Raw genomic sequence first — 20,307 nt, forward strand, 5'->3', positions numbered from 1 at the left:
GGCTCAGCCCCCTGCCTCGTCGCCGTGCCGGGTCCGCACGGTCCGGACGGAGCGGGTGTCGAGCGACATCTCGTCCGCCTTCGCCACGTCCCGTTTCAGCCGCACGGTGCCGTGCGCCGGGTCGATCACGTCCACGACCTTGTCGAGCAGGCCGGAGATCTGCTCGTTGCCGACCTCCCGCGCCAGCACCACGGCCCGTCCGAGCCGGGCGGTCGCGGTGTCCTCGTCGCCCTCGCGCCGCGCCTCCAGGCCCTGCTGGATCGCCTCGGCGAGCTCGGACTGCCCGGTGTGGTGCGCGACGCGCCCGTTGATGCGGGTCGACCTCGCCTCGTCGTCGGTCCACTCGGCGATGACGTTGCCGGACGCGAGGACATGCTCGCCCGCGACGAGCTTCACCCACGCGGCCCGCATCTGCCGTCCGACGTCGCCGGGCTGCACCTCCACCGCCACGTGGTACTCGCGGTTCTCGTCGCCCCACGCGCCGAGCGGGTAGTCGCCGGTCTGCGGCCCCGAGTCGACCCGGCGGCCGGTGAGGTCCTCAACGGCGGGGACCATCTGCTTGATGAACCGGAGCCGGGCCTGCTGCGGCGTCCACACGCGCAGCGTCACGTCCGCGACCTGCTTGCTCATCGCGGCCCGCGTCATCGCCAGGAAGTCGGCCTCCAGGTCGGCCGGGTCGGGGACGTCCAGGAACCCGCCCAGCAGCACCGAGGTGATCTTGCGGAGCTCGGCGACGTTCCAGTCGGTGCCGACACCGCGGGCGTCGCACAGGAAGCGGCCGGTGCACTGGCGCAGCGCCGCGTCGAGCTCCGCGTCGGACTCGTGCTGGTTCTTGCCGTCGGTGAGCAGGATCGCGTGCTTGACGGCGCCGGTCGCGGCGGCGTCGTGCCCGGCGAACAGCCGGTCGGCGAGCCGCAGCCACGACCCGATCGCCGTCCCGCCGGCCGCCTCCAGCCGTCCCACCGCGTTGACCGCGCTGCGCCGGGAGGTCTCGTCCGCCCGGATGAGCCGCTCCCCCTGCGGGTAGATCATCCGCGGCCGGTTCGCGCCGGCGACCACCGCGAAGTGCACGCCGTCGCGCAGCACGTTCACGGCGGCCCGCGCCGCCCGCTTGGCCGCCGCCATCTTGCCGCGGTACGACATCGACCCGGAGGTGTCGATGATGATGATCTCCGCCGCCGGGGCGCGCCCGTCGTCCACCGCGGGGCCCGCGCCGCCGGACGACCGCGCCTCCACCGAGACGATCGCGTGCATCTCCCGCCCGCCTGCCGGAAGGTAGGGGTTCTGGTCAACACGGACGGTGAACTCCGGAAAATCGCTCATCTGCCCCGCTCCCTCGTCGGTTCTGGCGGCGGGTAGGGGAGCACCGCCACCGTCACGTTGTCGTGGCCGCCCGCGTCCAGCGCCGCGCGCAGCAGCCGCCGGGCCGTGCCGAGCGGGCCGTCCCGGACCGGCAGGGCCACGGCCGCGAGGGCGGACGGCTCCGGCAGGTCGTTCCACAGCCCGTCGCTGCACAGCACGACCAGCCCGGGGCCCGTCGGCCGGAACGCCGCCACGTGCGCCTCGACCGGGCCCGCGTCGGCCCCCAGCCAGGCGGTCAGCGTGTGCGCCCGCCGGTCGGCCCACGCGTCCTCGGCGCTCATCGCGCCCTGCTCGACCATGGACGAGGCCCACGAGTCGTCCGTGGTCAGCCGGCACGAGCCCCCCGCCGAAAGCCAGTAGGCGCGGCTGTCGCCGACCCACCCGACCGTGATGCCGCTCGCGTCCACGACCGCTGACACGAACGTGCAGGCGGGCGAGGAGTCCGGGTCGCCGGGCAGCCCCGCCACGACCTCGGCCGCCCGCGCCGCCGCGTCGCGCATCGCGGCCCGCGGGTCCATGCCGGCCGAGACGCGGCCCGTCAGCACGCCGAGCGCCGCCTCGGCCGCGAGCCGCGACGCCTCCTCCGACCCGGGCGCCGTCGCGACGCCGTCGCACACCACCGCGCACACGCCCGCGGGCAGGGGCGCCAGGGCGAACGCGTCCTCGTTGCGGCCGCGGCGCAGCCCGAGGTCGCTCACCGCCGCGCCGAGCCCGCCCGCCTCGGCCTCGACGTGCTCGCGTCCGCTGGGCTGCCGCAGCCCGCACTGCTCGCAGTAGCCGTCCGCGCCGATGGCGCCGCCGCCGCAGTCCACGCATGCGCCCCGCCCGCCACCGGCCGGGGCGGGGGCGGCCTGCGGGGGGGTGCGCGGGCCGAAGGACTCCTCCGGCGAAGGGGCCGGGCGCGGGACGTGGCCCGCCGCGAACGCGCCGTCGCGCGACGCGGGCGACGGCGAGGCGTGCGGCAGCGCGGTGCCGAGCGGCGGTGTCCTCGGGGTGGTGGGGTCGGGCCGCCCGCACTCCTCGCAGAAGCGGTCGCGGTCGTTCACGGGCGCGCCGCAGGTACGGCACAGCGCGGCGGGGGTGTGCTGGTCGGCGTTCATCGTCAGAAGAGCGTCCTCGGCCGGACGGCGTTGGCCCGTTTGACCATCGCGTGGCGGTGCCCGGCGCTGTCGGCGAGCTTGGCGAGGACGCGGTAGGTGTCCTCCAGCTTCCTGCGGAGGGCCTGCTCGTCCATGTCGGTGCCGAGGATCTGCTGCCGGACGCCGGGCGGGGCCGTGCCGCGGCCCGCGCGGACCCAGGCGAGCGCCGCCTCCAGCACCTCGGCGGTGAACGCCGCCGACCGCTCGGTGTCGAGGCGCAGCGACGACAGCCGCCGCCCCGCCTCGACGAGCACGGGCGCGTTCAGCTCGGCGGCCCGCCGTCCCCGGACGGTGGTGGCCACGGCGGCGAGCTGCGCGGCGAGGTAGTGGCTGGAGATGCGGGGGACCGAGTCGAGGACCCGTTCGGCGGACGCGCGGTCGCCCGCCGCGAGCCGGGTGCGAGCGAGCCCGAACGCGGCGCTGACGTGGGTGGGGTCGGTGCGCCAGACCGTCTCGTAGTAGTAGCCGGCGCTCTCCATCTCGCCCAGGGTCTCGTGGCAGAACGCCAGCGCCAGCTTGGGCGCCTGCTCGCCCGGCGCGAGGTCGTACAGGTCGTTGAACACCGCGACGGCCTCGGTGCCGCGCCCGCCCGCGAGGGCGCGCATGCCCCGGTACCAGTCGACGCGCCAGTCGTCGGGGGCCTCGGCGGCGATGTCCTCCAGGAGGCGCGCGGCGCCGTCGAGGTCGCCCAGCTCGATGCGGACCCGCACCAGCGCGAGCCGCACCTCGCGGGAGGCGACCGGCGCGGACGCCAGGGCCGCGGCAAGGTCGGCGGGGTCGCGGGCGGTCAGGCCGGCGAGGAACGCCGCGGCCGGGTCGGAGGAGTACACCAGCGGGACGGGCAGCGCCGCCGCCGCGGCGGCCGGCTCCACCGGCGCCAGGATCGGCCGGGCCCCGCCCTCCCCGGCGTCCTCGTCCAGGCCGCCGACGATCTCGGTTCCGGCCGTCTGCTGCTCGGGCCCGAACAGCGGGGACGGCGCGGGGCGGGGGCGCCCGTCCTCGGCCGACAGGACCTCGCGCAGGACGCCGGTGAGCTGCTCGGCCATCTCGGCGGCGCTCTGGAACCGGCGGGCCGGGTCGGGGTGCGTGGCGCGGCGCAGCAGCCGGTGGTAGGACTCGTGCCGCTGGAAGACCGGCACCTCCTCGCGCGGCGGCAGGCTGCGCAGGTGGCGCCCGGTGTAGCCGCGGAAGGAGAAGCTCAGCACGGCCAGCGTCCGGCCCACGGTGTAGAGGTCGGAGCTGACCGAGGGCCCCTGCGAGCCGATCTCGGGGGCCTGGTAGCCGGGCGTGCCGAAGATCGGGCTGTCCACGTCGAACGCCCGCCGGACGCCGCCGAGGTCGATCAGCTTGAGCTGCTCCTCGGACTGGATCGCGTTGTCGGGCTTGAAGTCGCAGTACAGCAGCCCGACGCCGTGCAGGTAGCCGAGGGCGCTCAGCACCTCCAGGCCGTAGGCGATGACCTGGCCGAGCGGCAGCGACGCCTGGTCGCCCTGCGCCTGGCGGGCGCTGAGCAGGATGTCCTTCAGCGAGCGGCCGCCGACGTACTCCATGACGATGTAGCCGGACTCGCCGTGCCGGACGAAGTTGTAGATCTTGACGATGTTGGGGTGCTCGACCTCGGCGAGGAACGCGCGCTCGGCGGTGGCGGCGGCCAGCGAGTCGGCGTCGCCGGTGTCGAGCAGGCCCTTCAGGACGACCCACCGCTCGCTCACGTTGTGGTCGCGGGCCAGGTACACCCAGCCGAGCCCGCCGTGCGCGAGGCAGCCGAGCACCTCGTACTGCCCGCCGATCATCTCGCCCGGCCGCAGCTTCGGCGTGAACGAGAACGGGTGCCCGCAGTTGCGGCAGAACCCCTCGGTGCGTCCCGGGCGCCCGCCCCGGCTGCGCCCGACCTTCTCGTCGCACTTGCTGCAGAAGCGCCGGTTCTCCGGCACCTCCGGCTTCTCCATGATCGCCGAGGCGGGGTCGCGGGCCGGGACCGGCGGCACCTCGACGAGCCCGGCGCCGAGCATGCCGCGCCTGGCCGAGCCGCTGGAGCCCGTGCCGCGGGTGCCGCCGCGCGAGGCCGTCCGCCCCGACCCGAGGCTGCCGGAGCCGCTCGTCGGCGAGCTGCCGGACGACTGGCCCTGCCGGCCGCGCCCGCTCGGACCGGACGTGCCCGGCGGCGGGCCCGCGGGCGGTGCGGCGGGCGCAGGGGTCGTCACCGGCGCCTGACCCACGGGCGGAGCGGCCGGGGTCGGGCCTGGGGGGCGCCCGTACGCGCCCGGGTAGCCGGGCATCGCGGGGGCGGCCGGACGCACGGGCGCCGCCGTCCGCGCGGGCTGCCCCGGGCTGCCGGGCGACGGGCCGATGGGCGCCGGGCCCGTGTGCGACGGGTTCACCGGTGCGGCCGAACGCGGCGGCGCCGACTGTGGTGGTGACTGCGGCGCCGACTGCGGTGGCGCTTGGAACGCCTGGCTCGCGGCGGGCGGGGAGGATGCCGGGGCCATGCCGCAGACATTGCAGAATCCGTCGGCCTCCACCTCGCCCGTGCAGCCGGGCTGGGTGCATCGGTTCATCGCCGGGTCCCCGTCTCGCTCTCGCACGCCCTGATGGCTCGCTGGTACTCCGCCAGTACCGCGGTTGCCCTGCGCAGGTCGCAGGGCGCCGTCCACAGCACCTCGCGGGCCTCCCCGTACAGCACGGTGAGGCGCTCGTCCTCGGCGAGGCCGAGCCGCGCCGCCTTCGCCCGGTACGCCTCCAGGCGGCCCCGCAGCTCGCCGCGCCGGTCGAGCAGCCCCGCACTGAGACGCAGATCGCCGCTCGCCCGTTCCAGCGCGTCCTCGACGGCGCGCTCGAGTTCGGCGAAGCGCCCCGCCATCTCCACCCAGCGGCCCGCCTCGCGCAGCCGCTCCAGCGCGGCGAGCCGGTCGCGCAGCGCGGCGCCGAGGCCCTGCGACGGCACCGGGAGGTGGGGCGCGTGGATCTTGGCGAGGACCGTCGCGTGGGCGTCGTGGGCCCGCCGCTCGGTGTCCTCGATCTCCTCGATCGAGACCGTGACCCGGGCCACGAGTTCGGCGTAGTCCTCGCGCATCCGGGCGACGCCGGCGAGTTCGTCGCCGAGCGTGGTCAGTATGGCGCAGACGCGGTCGAGACGGACGGTGTCCGCGCGGCCGTCCTTGACCAGCGACAGCGGGTCGGTGCGGATGAGCCGGCCGAGCGCGGTCAGCTCCCGGCCGACCCGGTCCAGCTCCGGATGCCGGGTGCCGTCGAGCGAGTGCGCCAGCCGGGCCGTCTCGCGCCAGCTCGCCTCGGCGTCCTCCAGCGGCTGGAGCAGCGCCGACCAGGCCGCGTCGGCGGCGGCGATCTCGCCCGCGACGAACTCGTAGGCGTCCGACATCATCGCGACGGCCTCGTCCAGCGTGATGCGGCGCTCCTGCGGGCCGAGCAGCGTCCGGTGCTCCAGCGGGATCTGCCCGTCGGGCAGCTCCACGGAGGCGCCCGCCAGCAGTCCCGACAGCTCGGTGAGCGCGGCCGCGTCCAGGCGGGAGGACCGTTCGCGCAGCTCGGCCGCGGCGTCCAGCACGCGCTGGTAGGCGTCGAACAGCCGCCACAGCGTCGACAGCCGGGCCTGCGCCTCCTCCCAGCGACGCCACGTCTCGCCGGTGAGCCGGGCGCCCTTGAGCAGGCGGCCGCCGTCGTGCTGCTCCAGTTCGAGGAGGGACGCGGCGATGCGGTCGCGCTCGTCCCTGAGCGTGCGGAGGGCATGGTCGACGCCTTCACGGCTCATGGGCGCGGCGGCCCCTGCCCCGCTCTGGTCCAACGTCTGCCCCGCGATCGTCTTCTCGGTCCCCCTGAGCATGCCCGCAGAACCGGTCTGGGAGCACGGACCGGTCCACTATCGGACGTACGTTCTCATACAAGTGTGATCCGTGACACTGACCGAGACAAGGTGCTTTCCGTCTCGTCAGGTCCGCGTCGCGGGACCGCCGCTCTCCGCCGATCCTCACGTGCCCGTACCCTGAGCGGTGGGAACCTCGTTGTCCCAGGTGACGTTACGACAGATACGTCGTTATGAGAGGAGTGGTGAGTCCGCGGTGTCGGACCCCAGTCATAGACCTGGTGCCCCATGCTGACCGCGGCACTGGGCGTTCTCGCGGTGATCGTGCTCACCGCCGCCACCGGATACTTCGTCGCCCAGGAGTTCGCCTACGTCGCCGCCGACCGCGCGACCCTGGAGCAGGCAGCCGAGCGCGGCGACACCTCCGCCCGCAGGGCCCTCAAGGTCATCGGCCGGGTGTCGTTCATGCTGTCGGGCGCACAGCTCGGCATCACGATGACGACGCTGGTCGTCGGCTTCATCGCCAAACCCGCCCTCGCCGAGCTGATCCAGCCGCTGCTGGGCCTGGTGGGCATCCCCGAAGGGGCCACGGGGGCGATCGCGCTCGCCACCGGCTTCGTCCTGGCGACCCTCATCCAGATGCTCCTCGGCGAGCTGTTCCCCAAGAACCTCGCCCTGGCCCGCGCCGAGCAGCTCGCGCGCGTGCTGGCCGCGTCCACCCTCGTCTACCTGACGGTCGCGGGGCCGCTGATCCGGTTCTTCGACCGCGCGGCGGAGCGGCTGCTGCGCGCCGTGGGCGTCGAGCCCGTGGAGGAGCTGCACAGCGGCGCCACGCTGGAGGAGCTCGGCGACATCATCGGCAAGTCGCACAGCTCCGGGCACCTGCCCGCCGACCTGTCCGGCGTGCTCGAACGCGCCCTGTCGTTCGGCGACCTCACGGCCGACGAGGTCATGGTGCCGCGCCCGCAGGTCAGCACGCTGCCGGCGGACGCGCCCGTCGCCGACCTGGTCGCGCTGATCCGCGAGACCGGGCACAGCGCCTACCCCGTCTACGGGCAGGAGGTCGACGACGTGGTCGGCGTCGCGGGCGTCCGCGAGGTCGCCGACGACGCGCTCGACCCGTCCACCCCGATCCGGGACGTCGCCCGGCCCGCGCTGCTGGTGCCCGGCAGCCAGCCGCTGTACGGCGTCATCGAGCACATGCGCGAGTCGGGCGAGGAGTTCGCCTGCGTCGTGGACGAGTACGGCGGGCTCGCCGGCATCCTCACCTTCGAGGACGTCGCCGAGGAGCTCGTCGGGGAGATCGCCGACGAGACCGACGGCCCCGAGGACGCCCCGACGTCCGGGCCCGACGGGTCCTGGCTGGTCGACGCCGGCATGCGGATCGACGAGGCCCGCCGGCTCACCGGCCTCGACCTGCCCGAGGGCGACGCCTACGACACCCTCGGCGGCCTCGTCATGGCGGAGCTGCGGCGGCTGCCGAGCACCGGCGACCGCCTCACCGTCGAACTGGACGGCGGCGCCGTCGAGCTGGAGGTCGTGAGCGTGGCCCGCCGCGTCGCCGAGAAGATCCTGATCCGCGCGGCCGCGCCCGCGCAGGCCCCCGCCGGCGAGGAGGAGGTCGCGTGGACCCGCTGACCTCGCTGCTGGTCACCGTCGCGCTGCTGCTCGGCAACGGCTTCTTCGTCGCCGCCGAGTTCGCGCTCGTCGCGGCCAACCGCCCCCAGCTCGAACGCGCCGCCGCGAAGGGCAGCCGCCCCGCCGTGGCCGCCGTCGCGGGCGTCCGCGAGCTGTCGCTGATGCTCGCCGGCGCCCAGTTCGGCATCACGATGTGCTCGCTCGGCCTCGCCATCGTCACCGAGCCCGCGTTCGAGCACTTCCTCGAACCTCCCCTGCACGCGCTCGGCGTCCCGGAGGCCGGCTCCAAGGCGATCGCGCTCGGGTGCGCGCTCGCCGTCGTGACGTTCCTGCACATGGTCGTCGGCGAGATGGCCCCGAAGTCGTGGGCCATCGCGCACCCGGAGCGGTCGGCGCTGATCCTGGCCCTGCCGTTCCGCGCGTTCGCGAAGGTGTCCCGCCCGATCCTGTCGGCGCTGAACGCGGTGACCAACGCGCTGCTGCGGCTCATCCGCGTCACGCCGAAGGACGAGCTGGACAGCCACACCGACCCGGCGCGGCTCAGCCACCTGGTCGGCGAGTCCCGCCGCCTCGGCCTCATCGGGCGCCGCGACCACGAGCTGCTCGACCGGGCGATCTCGGCGCGGGAGGCCACGGTCGGCCACCTGGTCGTGCCCGCCACGTCCGTCACCACGATCGGCGCGGAAGCGACCGCCGCGCGGATCCGCCGGACCGCCACGGCCAGCGGCCACAGCCGCCTGCTGGTCCGCGACGGGGACGGCGCGATGACGGGGATCGTCCACGTCCGGGCCGCCATCATCGAGCCGGACGGCGAGCGCAGCGCGGGCGAGCTGGCGCACCCGGCCCCCGTCCTCACGGCGGAGACGACCGTCCTGGACGCGGTCAGCCGCATGCGCCGCGGCCGCGCCCAGCTCGCCGTGGTCAACGACGCCCGCGGCGAGTTCGCCGGCATCGTCACCCTGGACGACCTCCTGGCGGAGCTTCTGGCCACCAATCCGCACTGACACAGGCCGCGTACCTGCGACGACGCCGCAGGTGTCGAGGTGCTGCAACGGGTTTTCCGGTCCATCATCGGAGGATGAGCGGGCACGGGCACGGGCACGGGCACGGACACGGCCATGGGCACCGGCATTCGTGGAAGGGGCGCGTCGCCCACCTGGCGCGCCCGCACTCGCACGAGGCCGCCGACAAGGTGGACTCGGCCATGGAGGCGAGCGCGCAGGGCATGCGCGCCCTGTGGATCTCCCTGGCGGGCCTGGGCGCGACCACGGTCCTGCAAGCCGCCGTGGTCGCGTTCACCGGCTCGGTGGCGCTGCTGGGCGACACGCTCCACAACGCCGCCGACGCGTTGACCGCCGTCCCGCTGGGCATCGCGTTCCTGCTCGGCCGCCGCCCGCCGTCCCGCCGCTACACCTACGGGTACGGGCGCGCCGAAGACCTGGCCGGTGTCGCCATCGTCCTGGCCATCGCCGCGTCATGCGTCGCCGCCGGGTACGCCGCCGTCGAGCGCCTGGCCCATCCACAGCCTGTGGACCACGTGGCCGCCGTGGCGGGCGCCGCCCTCGTGGGGTTCCTGGGCAACGAACTGGTCGCCCGCTACCGCATCCGCGTGGGGCGCCGCATCGGCTCGGCCGCACTCGTCGCCGACGGCCTCCACGCCCGCACGGACGGCTTCGCGTCCCTGGCCGTCCTGCTGGGCGCCGCGGGTGTCGCCCTGGGCGCCCCCTGGGCCGACCCGGTCGTCGGCCTGCTGATCACGGTGGCGATCCTGGCCGTCCTGTGGCAGACGGCCCGCGAGGTCTGGCGCCGCCTCATGGACGCCGTCGACCCCGCCCTGGTCGACCGGGCCGAAGCCGCCCTCTCCTCCACCCCGGGCGTCCGGGGCGTGGGCGACGTCCGCCTCCGCTGGATCGGCCACAGCCTGCGCGCCGAATGCGACGTGGTCGTGGACCCCGCCGCCACCGTCGTGCGCGCCCACCAGATCGCCGTGGACGCCGAGCACAGCCTCATGCACGCGCTCCCCCGCCTCACCGGCGCCGTGGTCCACCCCGATCCCGAACCCCGCCCCGGTGAAGATCACCACGCCGCCCTCGCGGGGCATCGCTGAGCCTGCGACCTGTGAGACGTTAGTCCTCACCAGAAGGGGAACATACTGGCCCCGGACGAGCGATCTGGGACGGGATGACGTCGTGAAACCACCTTCGGAAGCCAGCGGACCCGACGAGGAGAACACGGGGCCCCCTCACGTCCCGGACTCCGAACACCCGACGGTGACCGTCCCTCTTCCCGTCCAGGCCCCGGGTGCGGAGCCGGCCGGAGCGACGATCCCGGACGACCAGGTGCCCCCCGCACCGGCCGCCGACACCACCCAGGCCCTCCCGGCCGTCGGCCCGCCCCCCACCGAGACGGCCCCCTTCCCTGACCCGCTCCCGGAGATCGAGGACCCCGCGGGCACCACGCCCACCCTCGAACCGCCTCCCGGCGGCACACCGAATGCCGTGCTCGCGGACGAAGCGGCCGACACGGAGACGACGCAGTACATCCCGCTAAAGGACGTTGCGGCCCAAATACCGACCACGGACGACCACCCCGAAGCCCCCGCCGCGGCGACGACGGCCGGCGACGAGCCCCGCACGGACATGGCCGCGCCGGAGACGGCTCACGCCGAACCGGCCGCCCCTTGGCCCGCCGACACAGATCCCCTGCAAGCCGCGGACTCCACACCCTCCGAAGCAACGCCGCCCCTCACCAACACCGGCGCGGACGGGCTCGCAGAGGGATCGGCACCGGCCACGGACTGGCCCACCGACACTGATCACACTCGCGCCGAGGAACTCACCCCAGCCCCACTCGCAGCAACGCCGCCGCTTGGTGATCAGACCGGCGGTCGGGCGGACGTCCCGGACGCGACGACCGATGAACGGTTCGCCGAGCCCGCAGCGCCTACTCCCGGCGTCCTCACCGACACCGACCCCGCACACACCGAAGGTCTCGCCCCAGCGCCGGCCGAAGCGGCGCCGGCATCCGACGAGCCCGCCGACGCCGAGCCCGTGCACGCCGAGGAACTCACCTCCGCGACTGCGGTGGCGCCTGTGCTGCCGGAGGATGCGGCTCCCTCGTCCGGTATCGACGCCCCGAAGCCGGGCGATCACGACCGGGCCGGAGGTTCCGTCGTTTCAGCGGAGACGGCGGGGGCGCATGGCGAACCGGTCGGCTCCGAGGAGGCGGCCGCGGAATCTGGGGGAGGCGGTGATGCCGAGCTCGCGGTCCACGGTCAGTTGCACGACGGCGTGGAGGCGGGCGTCGATGATCAGGGCGCCGATCACGTGGTGGAGGGGCTCGCGGACGAAGTGCTCGATCCCCGGGCCGGGTTGGGGACGGTGCCGATCGAGGTCGCCGATCCGACGCCCCCGCTGGGGACGGGCGCCGACGAAGGCGGCTGGCGCGAGCTGGTCGAGAGCGTCTACGGGCCGCTGAGCGAGTTCTACGAGGCGCTCGACGCGAGGCTGCGGGAGGTGCCCGAGGATGTCCCGCCGATGGGGTGGGCGCCGCACATCGCGGCCGTCCGGGCGCTGCGGGACGGACAGGTCGCGGGGGAGTGGGACGTGCTCGCCCGGTTCCTGGTCGCGCCCGGGACGCTGGAGGACGCTGAAGGGCTGCGACTCGTCGAGACGGACGAGGGGGACGAGGTCCGGGTCGTCCGGGACGCGGTCAAGGAGCTCACGGCGGCGGACGGGCGGGCCCTGCTGATCGCCCCCACCCCGGAGAGGGCGGCCGAGCTGCTGCGCTGCGTGGAGGGCGATCCCGATGTCTTCTCCCTGCTGATCGAGACGCAGCCGGCGACGGCGGAGGCGCGTTCGGTGCGGACGCAGGCGCTGCCGCCCGTCGAGGAGCCGCCGGCCGAGGAGGCTCCGCCGCCGCTGCGGGAGCCGGGCTCCAACGGGACGATCGAGTTCAAGCCCGTGACCGGCGCGCTCCCGGAGCCGGAGGCCGCGGTGACCAGGGCCGAGCCGCTCCCCACGCTGCCGCCGGTGGAGCCGGTGGAGCCCGAGGAGGGGCCGTCTGCGCCGGAGGCGCGGATCCGGTCGGCGGCGCTCCGGCCGGTCGGGGAGGCGTGGCGGCTGTCGTGGCAGACGGAGGCGCGGCTGCTCCAGCGCGGGCTGATGTCGCTGGAGCAGTGGCCCCGGGACGCGGCGGCGCTGCGGTCCGTCCAGGCGGAGAACCTGCGGCGGGCCGAGCAGCTCGAGGCCGAGAAGGGGGGCCTCGCCAGGTCGATCGAGGAGGCGCGGCACGCGGCGGCGACCGCGGAGGCGGCGGCGGTCTCCGCCGAGGCCGAGGCGGAGCGGCTCTCGGGCGTCCAGGAGGAGGCCGAGGCCGAGCTCGCGGGGCCGCGGGCCGAGGCGGAGCGGCTCCAGCAGGCCGCGGACGAGGCGGGCGCCGAGGCGGCCGCGCTGACGCGGACGGCCGACGCCACCTACGCGCGGTGCGTCCAGCTGGACGAGCGGGCCAAGACGGCGCAGTCGGAGTTGCAGGGCGCGCGGCAGGCGGAGGCGTCCCTCACCGACGAGCTGGCGCGGGCGCGGGAGGCGCTGCCCGGCGCGGCGGAGGAGGCGCACCGGCTGACGGCGGCCGACGCCGACGCCGCCGCGGAGGGGCACGCCGCGTACTACCGGCTGGTCTCGGCGGAGTCGGCGCTGTCGGCGCTGCGCCGGAAGATGACGCTCGGGCAGCGGCTGCACGTGGCGTCGCCGCCGTCGGAGCTGCGCGGCCTGCGCGCCGAGGTCAAGGCCCGGACGCGGGAGGCGGACGAGGCGGCGACGCGGGCGCGGGAGGCCAAGGAGGCGGCGGAGCACGCCGATCGGGTCCGGCGCGGCCTGGCCTCGTTCGTGTCCGAGGGCGGGGCCCGGCTGAAGGCCGCGCAGGAGGCCCAGGAACGGCTCGGGACGGAGCTGACCTGGCTCGCGACGGAGCGCGAGAAGGTCGGCGCCGAGCACCAGGAGCAGGCGCGGCTGGCGTCCGCGGCGGTCGAGCGGGCGACGGAGGCGGGTCTGCGTGCCCGCGCGGCGCACCAGGTCGCGCAGGAGATCGCGCAGCGGGCGGCCGCCGCGCGGGCGTCCCGCGAGGCGGCGCTCGCGGCGGCACAGCGGGCCCGGTCGGACGCGGAGGCCGCCACCTCGCACGCGGCGGAGGCCGCGGCCGCGCTGGAGCGCCGGACGGAGGAGGCCGCGCAGGAGATCGCCGCGCGGGAGGCGGAGCTGGAGACGGTGGCGGCGGCCGAGGCACGCTCGCGGGAGAGCGTCCTCGAGATCTGCGGCGCCGACCCCGCCGACGACCCCGAGGTCGTCCCCGCGCACCAGCGGCGCGCGATGGCCCGGATCGAGGAGCTCACCGGCTACCTGGAGGGCGGCCGGGCGGCGGGCGGCGAGGTCCTGCTCCGCACCGCCGACCTCGTCGTCGGGACTCCGGCGGGCGCCGGGCTGAGCGTCCGCGACGAGGACTTCGACGTGCTGATCGTCGCGGACGCGGGGACGGTCACCGACGGCGAGTTCCTCGTCGGCGCCGTCCGCGCGCGCCGCTGGATCCTGGTCGGGACGGCCGGGTCGCGGCCGCCTGGCTACCGGGAGTACGAGGGCTCGCCTGCCGGGCGGCTGGAGCTCAGCCCGTTCGAGCGCGCCTCGACCGCCGCGCCCGGACTGGTGGCCGGTCCGGGCTAGTCCTCGTCGTCATCGTCGTCGGGGAGGAGCAGGTGGAGCAGCCAGCCGACGACGCCGACGACGATCGCGCCCCAGAAGGCAGGCCAGAACCCGGCGACGTGGAAAGGCAGGTCGAGCCCCTCCGCCAGCTCGCTGGTCAGCCAGAGCAGCAGCGCGTTCACCACGAGCCCGATCAGCCCGAGCGTGAGGACGTAGAAGGCGCAGCCCAGGGTCTTGATGATCGGTTTGAGGAAGGCGTTGACCAGGCCGAAGATGACGGCGACCGCGACCAGCGTGAGGATCCGCCGGGAGGTGGTCTGGTCGCCGAGCGTGATGCCGTCGATCAGGACCGTGGCGACCCACAGGGCGACCGCGGTGGCGCCGACCTTGAGAAGTATTCGCACGCCACGCATCATGCTGGCCGGGAACCGCCCATGTCATCCCACTGGGAGACGATACGGGCGGTGACCCCTGTCATAACGGCGGATGACCCGCTGGCCCGCGTCGTCCGCGTTCTAGGGAGCAACCTGTCTCGAAGTGGCCGCAGCCACGCACGCGAACGCGTGACCTGCCCGGTGGAGCGAAGCCGGAGGCGAGCGGAACCGGGCAGATCGCGAAGCGATGCCGCGTTCGCCCAGGCACGGTCACGCAGCGAGCCGCCAGGCGAGCGAAGTGGGCCGGGACTGTCGAAAACACAGCCTACTCGGCGCGGTCGAAGAAGGGGGAGGTCGCGGCGACCTGCGAGCCGGTGCCGGTCCCCCGTCCCGCGACGCGGGTGCCCTGCACGGCGGCCTCGCGGGGCGCGCCCTGCCGCGCGGCGTCCCGGCCGGCCGAGCTCTGCCGGACGCGGGCCAGCTCGCGCTCCAGGCGGCGCTTCTCCATCTCCAGGGTGGTCAGGGACTCCTCGTGCTCCTCGCGCAGGTCGCGCAGGTCGCGACGGGTGCGGATGCGGCGGACGGCGCCCTTGAAGGTGAGCGCCATGCCGGCGAGGAAGACGAGGGCCACGCCCGCGCCGGAGAGGAAAAGCTGCCATTCGCTCTCCAGGCCGGGGACGCTCTGGCCGAAGACGACGAGGTCCGCGGGGCCGGTGTTGTCCATGACGACACCGGCCCCGACGGCGATGGCGGCCGCGACCAGGAGAAAACCGACGAACACCATGGGCAGATCTCCTCTGCAGTGACTCCGGAGGGGGAACGGAGGCACACCACCTTGCCAGACCGAAACTCGATCATGTCGAAATCGTCGGATAAATGCTGGTCAGTAGGCATTCGTCCGGACCTGCGCGCCGGGTTCCGTTCCGATCGCGGCGGGGTACTGACGGGACATCGCGACGAGATCACTGGAGGGGGCCCATGCCCGTGCAGGCCATCGTGTTCGACCTGGACGGCGTCCTGATCGACTCCGAGCCGGTGTGGGAGGAGGTCCGGCGCGGCTACGTCGCCGAGCGCGGCGGGCGCTGGCTGCCCGACACCCAGGACCGGCTCATGGGCATGAGCACCGAGGAGTGGGCGGACTACATCGCCACCGACCTCGTCGACGGGGTCACGGCCGAGGAGGTCGCCTACGAGGTCGTCGACCGGATGTCGCAGCGCTACGAGGGCGGGCTGCCGCTGCTGCCGGGCGCCGAGGACGCCGTCCGCCGGATGGCCGCTTACCGGCCGCTCGGGCTGGCCAGTTCGTCCCCGCGCGCCCTGATCGACATCGTGCTCGCGCACCTCGGGGTCGACTCCCTCTTCCACGCGACCCTGTCGACCGAGGAGGTCGAGCGCGGCAAGCCCGCGCCCGACGGCTACCTAGTCGTCGCGGCGCGGATGGACGTCACCGGGCCGGACTGCGTCGCGATCGAGGACTCCAGCAACGGGCTCCGGTCGGCGCACGCGGCGGGGATGAAGGTGATCGCCATCCCGCGCCCGGCGCACCCGCCGGCGGCCGACGCGCTGGCGCTGGCCTCGCACGTCGCGGGCGGCCTCGACGAGCTGACCCCCGAGCTCGCGGAGGCGGTTTTCCACAGGTGAACGTTCGGGGGACGGGTGTCGGCGGCGGTTCGTAGTATGGGCCGGTGACTTCCCCTGAGACCCCGGAGACGCTCGAGACCCTGCGGCGCGTGTTCGGCTACGACGCTTTCCGCGACGGCCAGCGGGAGATCATCGAGCATGTGGTCGCCGGCGGCGACGCCCTCGTCCTGATGCCGACCGGCGGCGGCAAGTCGCTGTGCTACCAGATCCCGGCGCTCGTCCGGAAGGGCACCGGCGTCGTCGTCTCCCCCCTGATCGCCCTCATGCAGGACCAGGTCGACGCCCTGCGCGCCCTCGGCGTCCGCGCCGGCTTCCTCAACTCCACCCAGGACTTCGACGAGCGCCGCGTGGTCGAGGCGCAGTTCACCGCGGGCGAGCTCGACCTGCTGTACCTCGCTCCCGAGCGGCTGAAGCTCGCCGCCACCGTCGAGCTGCTCGACCGGGGCGACGTCTCCCTGTTCGCGATCGACGAGGCGCACTGCGTGTCGCAGTGGGGCCACGACTTCCGTCCCGACTACCTGACGCTGTCGGGCCTGCACGAGCGCTGGCCCGAGATCCCCCGCATCGCCCTGACCGCGACCGCCACCGAGGCCACCCGCGGCGAGATCGCCTCCCGCCTCCAGCTCGAGCGGGCCCGGCACTTCGTGGCGAGCTTCGACCGCCCGAACATCCAGTACCGGATCGAGCCGAAGACCGACGCCAAGCGCCAGCTGCTGCGCCTGCTCCAGAGCGAGCACAAGGGCGACGCGGGAATCGTCTACTGCCTGTCCCGCAACTCGGTGGAGAAGCACGCCGCGTTCCTGACCGAGAACGGCATCGAGGCCCTCCCCTACCACGCGGGCCTCGACGCCGGCACCCGCGCGGCCAACCAGGCGCGCTTCCTCCGCGAGGACGGCCTCGTCATCGTCGCGACCATCGCGTTCGGCATGGGCATCGACAAGCCCGACGTCCGCTTCGTCGCCCATCTCGACCTGCCGAAGTCCGTCGAGGGCTACTACCAGGAGACGGGCCGCGCCGGGCGCGACGGCCTCCCGTCCACCGCCTGGCTCGCCTACGGCCTCCAGGACGTCGTCAACCTGCGCAAGATGATCGACGGCGGCGAGGGCGACGCCGCGCACCGCCGCCGCCAGAGCACGCACCTCGACTCCATGCTCGCCCTCTGCGAGGCGGTCGAGTGCCGCCGCGTCCAGCTGCTGAACTACTTCGGCCAGTCCGGCGAGCCCTGCGGCAACTGCGACACCTGCCTCACCCCGCCCGAGACCTGGGACGCGACCGTCCCCGCCCAGAAGGTGCTGTCCACCGTGGTGCGGCTCGACCGCGAACGCCGCCAGAAGTTCGGCGCCGGCCACATCGTCGACATCCTCCTCGGCAAGAAGAACGCGAAGGTCATCCAGTTCGACCACGACTCGCTGAAGGTCTTCGGCATCGGCACCGAGCTGCGCGACGTCGAGTGGCGCGGCGTCGTCCGCCAGCTGCTCGCGCAGGGCCTGATCGCGGTGGAGAGCAACCACGGCACGCTCGTGCTGACCGACGAGAGCGCCACCGTGCTGCGCGGCGAGCGCAAGGTGATGATGCGCCGCGAGGCCGAACGCCCCGTCGCGAAGGCGGCGAAGACCCCCAAGGCCGCCAAGGCCCAGGTCGAACTCCCCGCCGAGGCGATGCCGATCTTCGAGCGGCTGCGCGCCTGGCGTGCCGCGACCGCCAAGGAGCAGGGCGTCCCCGCCTACGTGATCTTCCACGACGCGACCCTGCGCGAGATCGCGACCGCCCTCCCCACCTCCCTGGCGGAACTGGGCCGCGTCAACGGCGTCGGCGAGAACAAACTCGCCAAATACGGCGACCAGGTCCTGGAAACCCTGGCCTCCGACTAACCCGCACCCCGCAAGGCCTGCGTGCCCGGCCACGGTCGAGCGCGGCTCCTGCGGGCTCGTCGCGACGGCCTTGGTCGGTGTTGCCCGGTCGGGTCGTGTTCGGCGGGGTTGCGGGGAACTCTCAGGGTTCTCCCAGGGTTCGGTGTGGGCTTCTGCCAGGCGGGGGCGGTTACATGATCCGCATGCGAAACAACCGGAAGACGATCGCGGCCGGTGCGGGCGCCGCCGGGCTGCTCGGGCTCGGCCTCTACTTCTCCGTCCCCGCCTTCGCCGACGACCCCGCGCCCTCCCCCTCCCCCACGGCGCACGCGGGCAAGGGCCACCCCGGCAAGGGGCACCCGTTCCGCCGGGCGCGCGCGCTGAACGGCGTCCACGGCGAGGCCACCGTCAAGCGCAAGGACGGCTTCCACCTCGCCACCTGGCAGCGCGGCAAGATCACGTCCGTCTCGGCGACCGGGCTGACCGTCCGCAGCGAGGACGGCGCCTCCTGGACGTGGACCACCGACGGCAAGACCCGCGTCCGCAAGGACGGCGACAAGGCGTCCCTCAAGAATCTCGCCGCCGGCGACCAGGTCCTCGTGGCCGGGGAGCGCTCCGGGGCCACCCGCACCGCCCGCCTGGTCCGCGAACCCCGGAAGCGCTGACCCGCCGGCACCGGCAATGCCAGGTAGTTTCGGGCGGGAAAGCCCGATGTGCGGGCACAGAGCGAGCTGCGGGAGCCGATGAGCGAGAGCCGGCGGGTGCTCGTCGTGGACGACGAGGCCAACATCCGCGACCTCATCGAGGTCGCGCTGCGCTTCCACGGCTTCGCGACCGCCACCGCCGGCACGGGCGAGGAGGCGCTGCGGGCCGTCCGCGAGGCGCGGCCCGACCTCGTCCTGCTGGACGTCATGCTGCCCGACCTGGAGGGCTTCGAGGTCTGCCGCCGGCTGCGCGCGGACGGCGACCAGGTCCCGGTGATCTTCCTGACCGCGCGGGACACGCCGTCCGACACCGTCACGGGCCTCACGCTCGGCGGTGACGACTACGTCACCAAGCCGTTCTCGATCGAGGCGCTGATCGCCCGGGTGCGGGCCGTCCTGCGCCGGGCGGCCCCGCCCGGGCCCGCCACCGGGCCGGTGCTGCGCGTCGCCGACCTCGAACTCGACGAGGCGCACTGGACGGTGCGGCGCGGCGGCGTCCCCGTCGAGCTGTCCCCGACCGAGTTCCGGCTGCTCGCCTACCTCATGCGCCACGCGGGCATGGTGCTCTCGCGCGCCCAGCTCCTCGACGGCGTGTGGGGCTGGGACCACGGGAACCCGCAGGTCGTCGAGACCTACATCAGCTACCTGCGCCGCAAGCTGGACCCGCTCGGCACCCCGCTGATCCACACCCAGCGCGGGGTGGGCTACGCGCTGCGGCCATGACGCTCAACGCCCGGCTCCTCACCGGCCTGCTCGCGATCACCACCGCCGGGCTGGCGATCATGGGCCTGGTCAGCGCGCTCGTCCTGAACGGGTACCTGATGCACCGCGTGGACGGGCAGCTCCAGGCCACCCGCGACCGCGCCGTCGCCCGCCTCCTGCGCCCCGGCCTGCCGGAGCAGGGGGTGGCGCCCGCGCAGTTCGTGGTGCTGTCGGTCGGCCCGGCCGGACGGGTCCGCGTCCTCAGCGGCGACGCGCCGGCACCCGAGCAGGCGGTGCGGGAGGTGCGGCGGCTCGGCCCGGACGAGCTGGCCGCCCGCGCGCGCACCCTCGAACCGTTCTCGCTGCCCGGGCTCCGCGCTGTGGCGCGGCCCTCGCGGAACGGCGTCATCGTGGTGGCCGCTCCCCTCACCGAGATCCATGCCGCCGTCCGCAACCTCGTCCTCTCCGAGATCGCGACGGCCGCCCTGCTGCTGGCCGTCCTGCTCGTGCTCGGCCGGTGGCTCATCCGCCGCGGCCTGCTGCCGCTGGACCGGATGGCCGCGACCGCGCACGCCATCACCGCGGGCGGCGACCTGCGCGCCCGCATGCCCGGCCCCGGGCAGCGCACCGAGACGGCCCGCCTCGCCTCCGCCATCAACGTGATGCTGGAGCGGATCGAGCAGGCGTTCTGGGCGCGCAGCCGGTCCGAGGCCCGGGTCCGCGAGTTCGCCGCCGACGCCTCCCACGAGCTGCGGACGCCGCTCACGACCGTCCAGGGCTACGCGGAGCTGTACCGGCACGGCGCCCTCGGATCCGACGAGCTGCCCGACGCGATGCGCCGCATCGAGGAGGAGGCCCGCCGGATGAACAGTCTCGTCACCGACCTCCTCGAACTCGCCCGTCTCGACCGCGAGGCGTCGCTGCGCCCCGTCCGCACAGATCTCGTCGCCCTCGCCAGGGACGCCGTGGCCGACGCGACCGCCGCCGACCCCGACCGTCCCATCGTGCTGGACGCCCCTGACACTCTGGCCGCGACGGTCGACGAGGCCCGCATCCGCCAGGTGTTCGCGAACCTCCTGGCCAACGTGCGGGCTCACACACCCCCCGGAACGCCCACGACCGTCCGTCTGGCGCCGGGCCTGATCGAGGTGGCGGACGAGGGGCCGGGCATGGCCCCCGAGGACGCCGCGCGAGCCTTCGAACGCTTCCACCGGGGCGCGCAGGGCGGCACCGGCCTCGGCCTCCCCATCGTCGCCGCCATCGCCGCCGCCCATGGCGGACGCGCCGAACTGCTCTCCGCGCCGTCGAAGGGGACGGTCGTCCGCATCACGCTCGGTTCCCACTGAGCGGGACACGCCGGTGCCGGTGGGGACGCCGTCCTGCA

General features: G+C 74.6%; 16 protein-coding genes. 10 read left to right on the top strand and 6 right to left on the bottom strand.

Annotated features, from left to right (window positions below):
• Window positions 1-3: 3 nt before the first annotated feature.
• Genes FKD65_RS22910 through FKD65_RS22920 form a run of 3 tightly spaced genes read right to left on the bottom strand, consistent with a single transcriptional unit; the run spans window position 4 to window position 4,513 of the window.
• Window positions 4-1,323, bottom strand: a complete 1,320-nt coding sequence (locus tag FKD65_RS22910; RefSeq protein ID WP_141579432.1) for a VWA domain-containing protein — start codon at window positions 1,321-1,323, stop codon at window positions 4-6.
• Window positions 1,320-2,462: a PP2C family serine/threonine-protein phosphatase gene (locus tag FKD65_RS22915; RefSeq protein ID WP_141579433.1), complete on the bottom strand. Its 1,143-nt coding sequence runs from the start codon at window positions 2,460-2,462 to the stop codon at window positions 1,320-1,322. The genes FKD65_RS22910 and FKD65_RS22915 overlap by 4 nt, the downstream gene beginning before the upstream one ends.
• Before the next feature lie 2 nt (window positions 2,463-2,464).
• Window positions 2,465-4,513 carry a serine/threonine-protein kinase gene (locus FKD65_RS22920; protein ID WP_240809553.1) on the bottom strand — a complete coding sequence of 683 codons (2,049 nt, stop codon included), beginning with the start codon at window positions 4,511-4,513 and terminating at the stop codon, window positions 2,465-2,467.
• Between FKD65_RS22920 and FKD65_RS45630 the strand changes: the two genes are divergently transcribed.
• A complete protein-coding gene (locus tag FKD65_RS45630) occupies window positions 4,512-4,715 on the top strand; it encodes a hypothetical protein (RefSeq protein ID WP_240809554.1) in 204 nt (67 codons plus the stop codon). The genes FKD65_RS22920 and FKD65_RS45630 overlap by 2 nt on opposite strands.
• A 340-nt stretch (window positions 4,716-5,055) precedes the next feature.
• On the opposite strand, the gene FKD65_RS22925 is transcribed toward FKD65_RS45630, so the two are convergent.
• The gene (locus FKD65_RS22925; protein WP_168221150.1) at window positions 5,056-6,270 is read right to left on the bottom strand and encodes a hypothetical protein; all 1,215 of its coding nucleotides are present in this window, start codon (window positions 6,268-6,270) and stop codon (window positions 5,056-5,058) included.
• 339 nt (window positions 6,271-6,609) lie between these two features.
• Between FKD65_RS22925 and FKD65_RS22930 the strand changes: the two genes are divergently transcribed.
• The 4 genes from FKD65_RS22930 to FKD65_RS22945 all read left to right on the top strand — a co-directional run bounded on the left by FKD65_RS22930 (window position 6,610) and on the right by FKD65_RS22945 (window position 13,673).
• Window positions 6,610-7,959, top strand: coding sequence for a hemolysin family protein (locus FKD65_RS22930; RefSeq protein ID WP_141579435.1), 1,350 nt, complete (start codon window positions 6,610-6,612; stop codon window positions 7,957-7,959).
• Window positions 7,947-8,963 carry a hemolysin family protein gene (locus FKD65_RS22935; protein ID WP_141579436.1) on the top strand — a complete coding sequence of 339 codons (1,017 nt, stop codon included), beginning with the start codon at window positions 7,947-7,949 and terminating at the stop codon, window positions 8,961-8,963. The genes FKD65_RS22930 and FKD65_RS22935 overlap by 13 nt, the downstream gene beginning before the upstream one ends.
• Window positions 8,964-9,037: 74 nt before the next feature.
• Entirely contained in the window at window positions 9,038-10,066 is a 1,029-nt protein-coding gene (locus FKD65_RS22940; protein WP_141579437.1) for a cation diffusion facilitator family transporter, read from the top strand.
• A gap of 163 nt (window positions 10,067-10,229) precedes the next feature.
• Complete coding sequence (locus tag FKD65_RS22945) at window positions 10,230-13,673, top strand: hypothetical protein (RefSeq protein WP_141579438.1); 3,444 nt, start codon at window positions 10,230-10,232, stop codon at window positions 13,671-13,673.
• Here FKD65_RS22945 and FKD65_RS22950 read toward each other — a convergent pair.
• Together FKD65_RS22950 and FKD65_RS22955 are read right to left on the bottom strand one after the other, a co-directional pair.
• Window positions 13,670-14,056, bottom strand: coding sequence for a phage holin family protein (locus FKD65_RS22950; RefSeq protein ID WP_240809555.1), 387 nt, complete (start codon window positions 14,054-14,056; stop codon window positions 13,670-13,672). The two genes, FKD65_RS22945 and FKD65_RS22950, sit on opposite strands and share 4 nt — an antisense overlap.
• A 295-nt stretch (window positions 14,057-14,351) precedes the next feature.
• Window positions 14,352-14,810: a hypothetical protein gene (locus FKD65_RS22955; RefSeq protein ID WP_205718224.1), complete on the bottom strand. Its 459-nt coding sequence runs from the start codon at window positions 14,808-14,810 to the stop codon at window positions 14,352-14,354.
• Between the two features lie 194 nt (window positions 14,811-15,004).
• Between FKD65_RS22955 and FKD65_RS22960 the strand changes: the two genes are divergently transcribed.
• The 5 genes from FKD65_RS22960 to FKD65_RS22980 all read left to right on the top strand — a co-directional run bounded on the left by FKD65_RS22960 (window position 15,005) and on the right by FKD65_RS22980 (window position 20,269).
• Window positions 15,005-15,667, top strand: coding sequence for an HAD family phosphatase (locus FKD65_RS22960; protein WP_141579440.1), 663 nt, complete (start codon window positions 15,005-15,007; stop codon window positions 15,665-15,667).
• A gap of 44 nt (window positions 15,668-15,711) precedes the next feature.
• Window positions 15,712-17,538: a DNA helicase RecQ gene (gene recQ / locus FKD65_RS22965; RefSeq protein WP_141579441.1), complete on the top strand. Its 1,827-nt coding sequence runs from the start codon at window positions 15,712-15,714 to the stop codon at window positions 17,536-17,538.
• A 182-nt stretch (window positions 17,539-17,720) separates the two neighbouring features.
• Window positions 17,721-18,182 carry a DUF5666 domain-containing protein gene (locus tag FKD65_RS22970; RefSeq protein WP_141579442.1) on the top strand — a complete coding sequence of 154 codons (462 nt, stop codon included), beginning with the start codon at window positions 17,721-17,723 and terminating at the stop codon, window positions 18,180-18,182.
• Window positions 18,183-18,260: 78 nt separating this feature from the next.
• A complete protein-coding gene (locus tag FKD65_RS22975) occupies window positions 18,261-18,944 on the top strand; it encodes a response regulator transcription factor (RefSeq protein ID WP_141579443.1) in 684 nt (227 codons plus the stop codon).
• On the top strand, window positions 18,941-20,269 hold the full coding sequence (locus tag FKD65_RS22980; RefSeq protein ID WP_141579444.1) for a HAMP domain-containing sensor histidine kinase: 1,329 nt from the start codon (window positions 18,941-18,943) through the stop codon (window positions 20,267-20,269). Before FKD65_RS22975 ends, FKD65_RS22980 begins: the two co-directional genes overlap by 4 nt.
• Window positions 20,270-20,307: the final 38 nt, after the last annotated feature.

Source organism: Actinomadura sp. WMMA1423, from assembly GCF_006547145.1.
Lineage (GTDB): Bacteria > Actinomycetota > Actinomycetes > Streptosporangiales > Streptosporangiaceae > Spirillospora.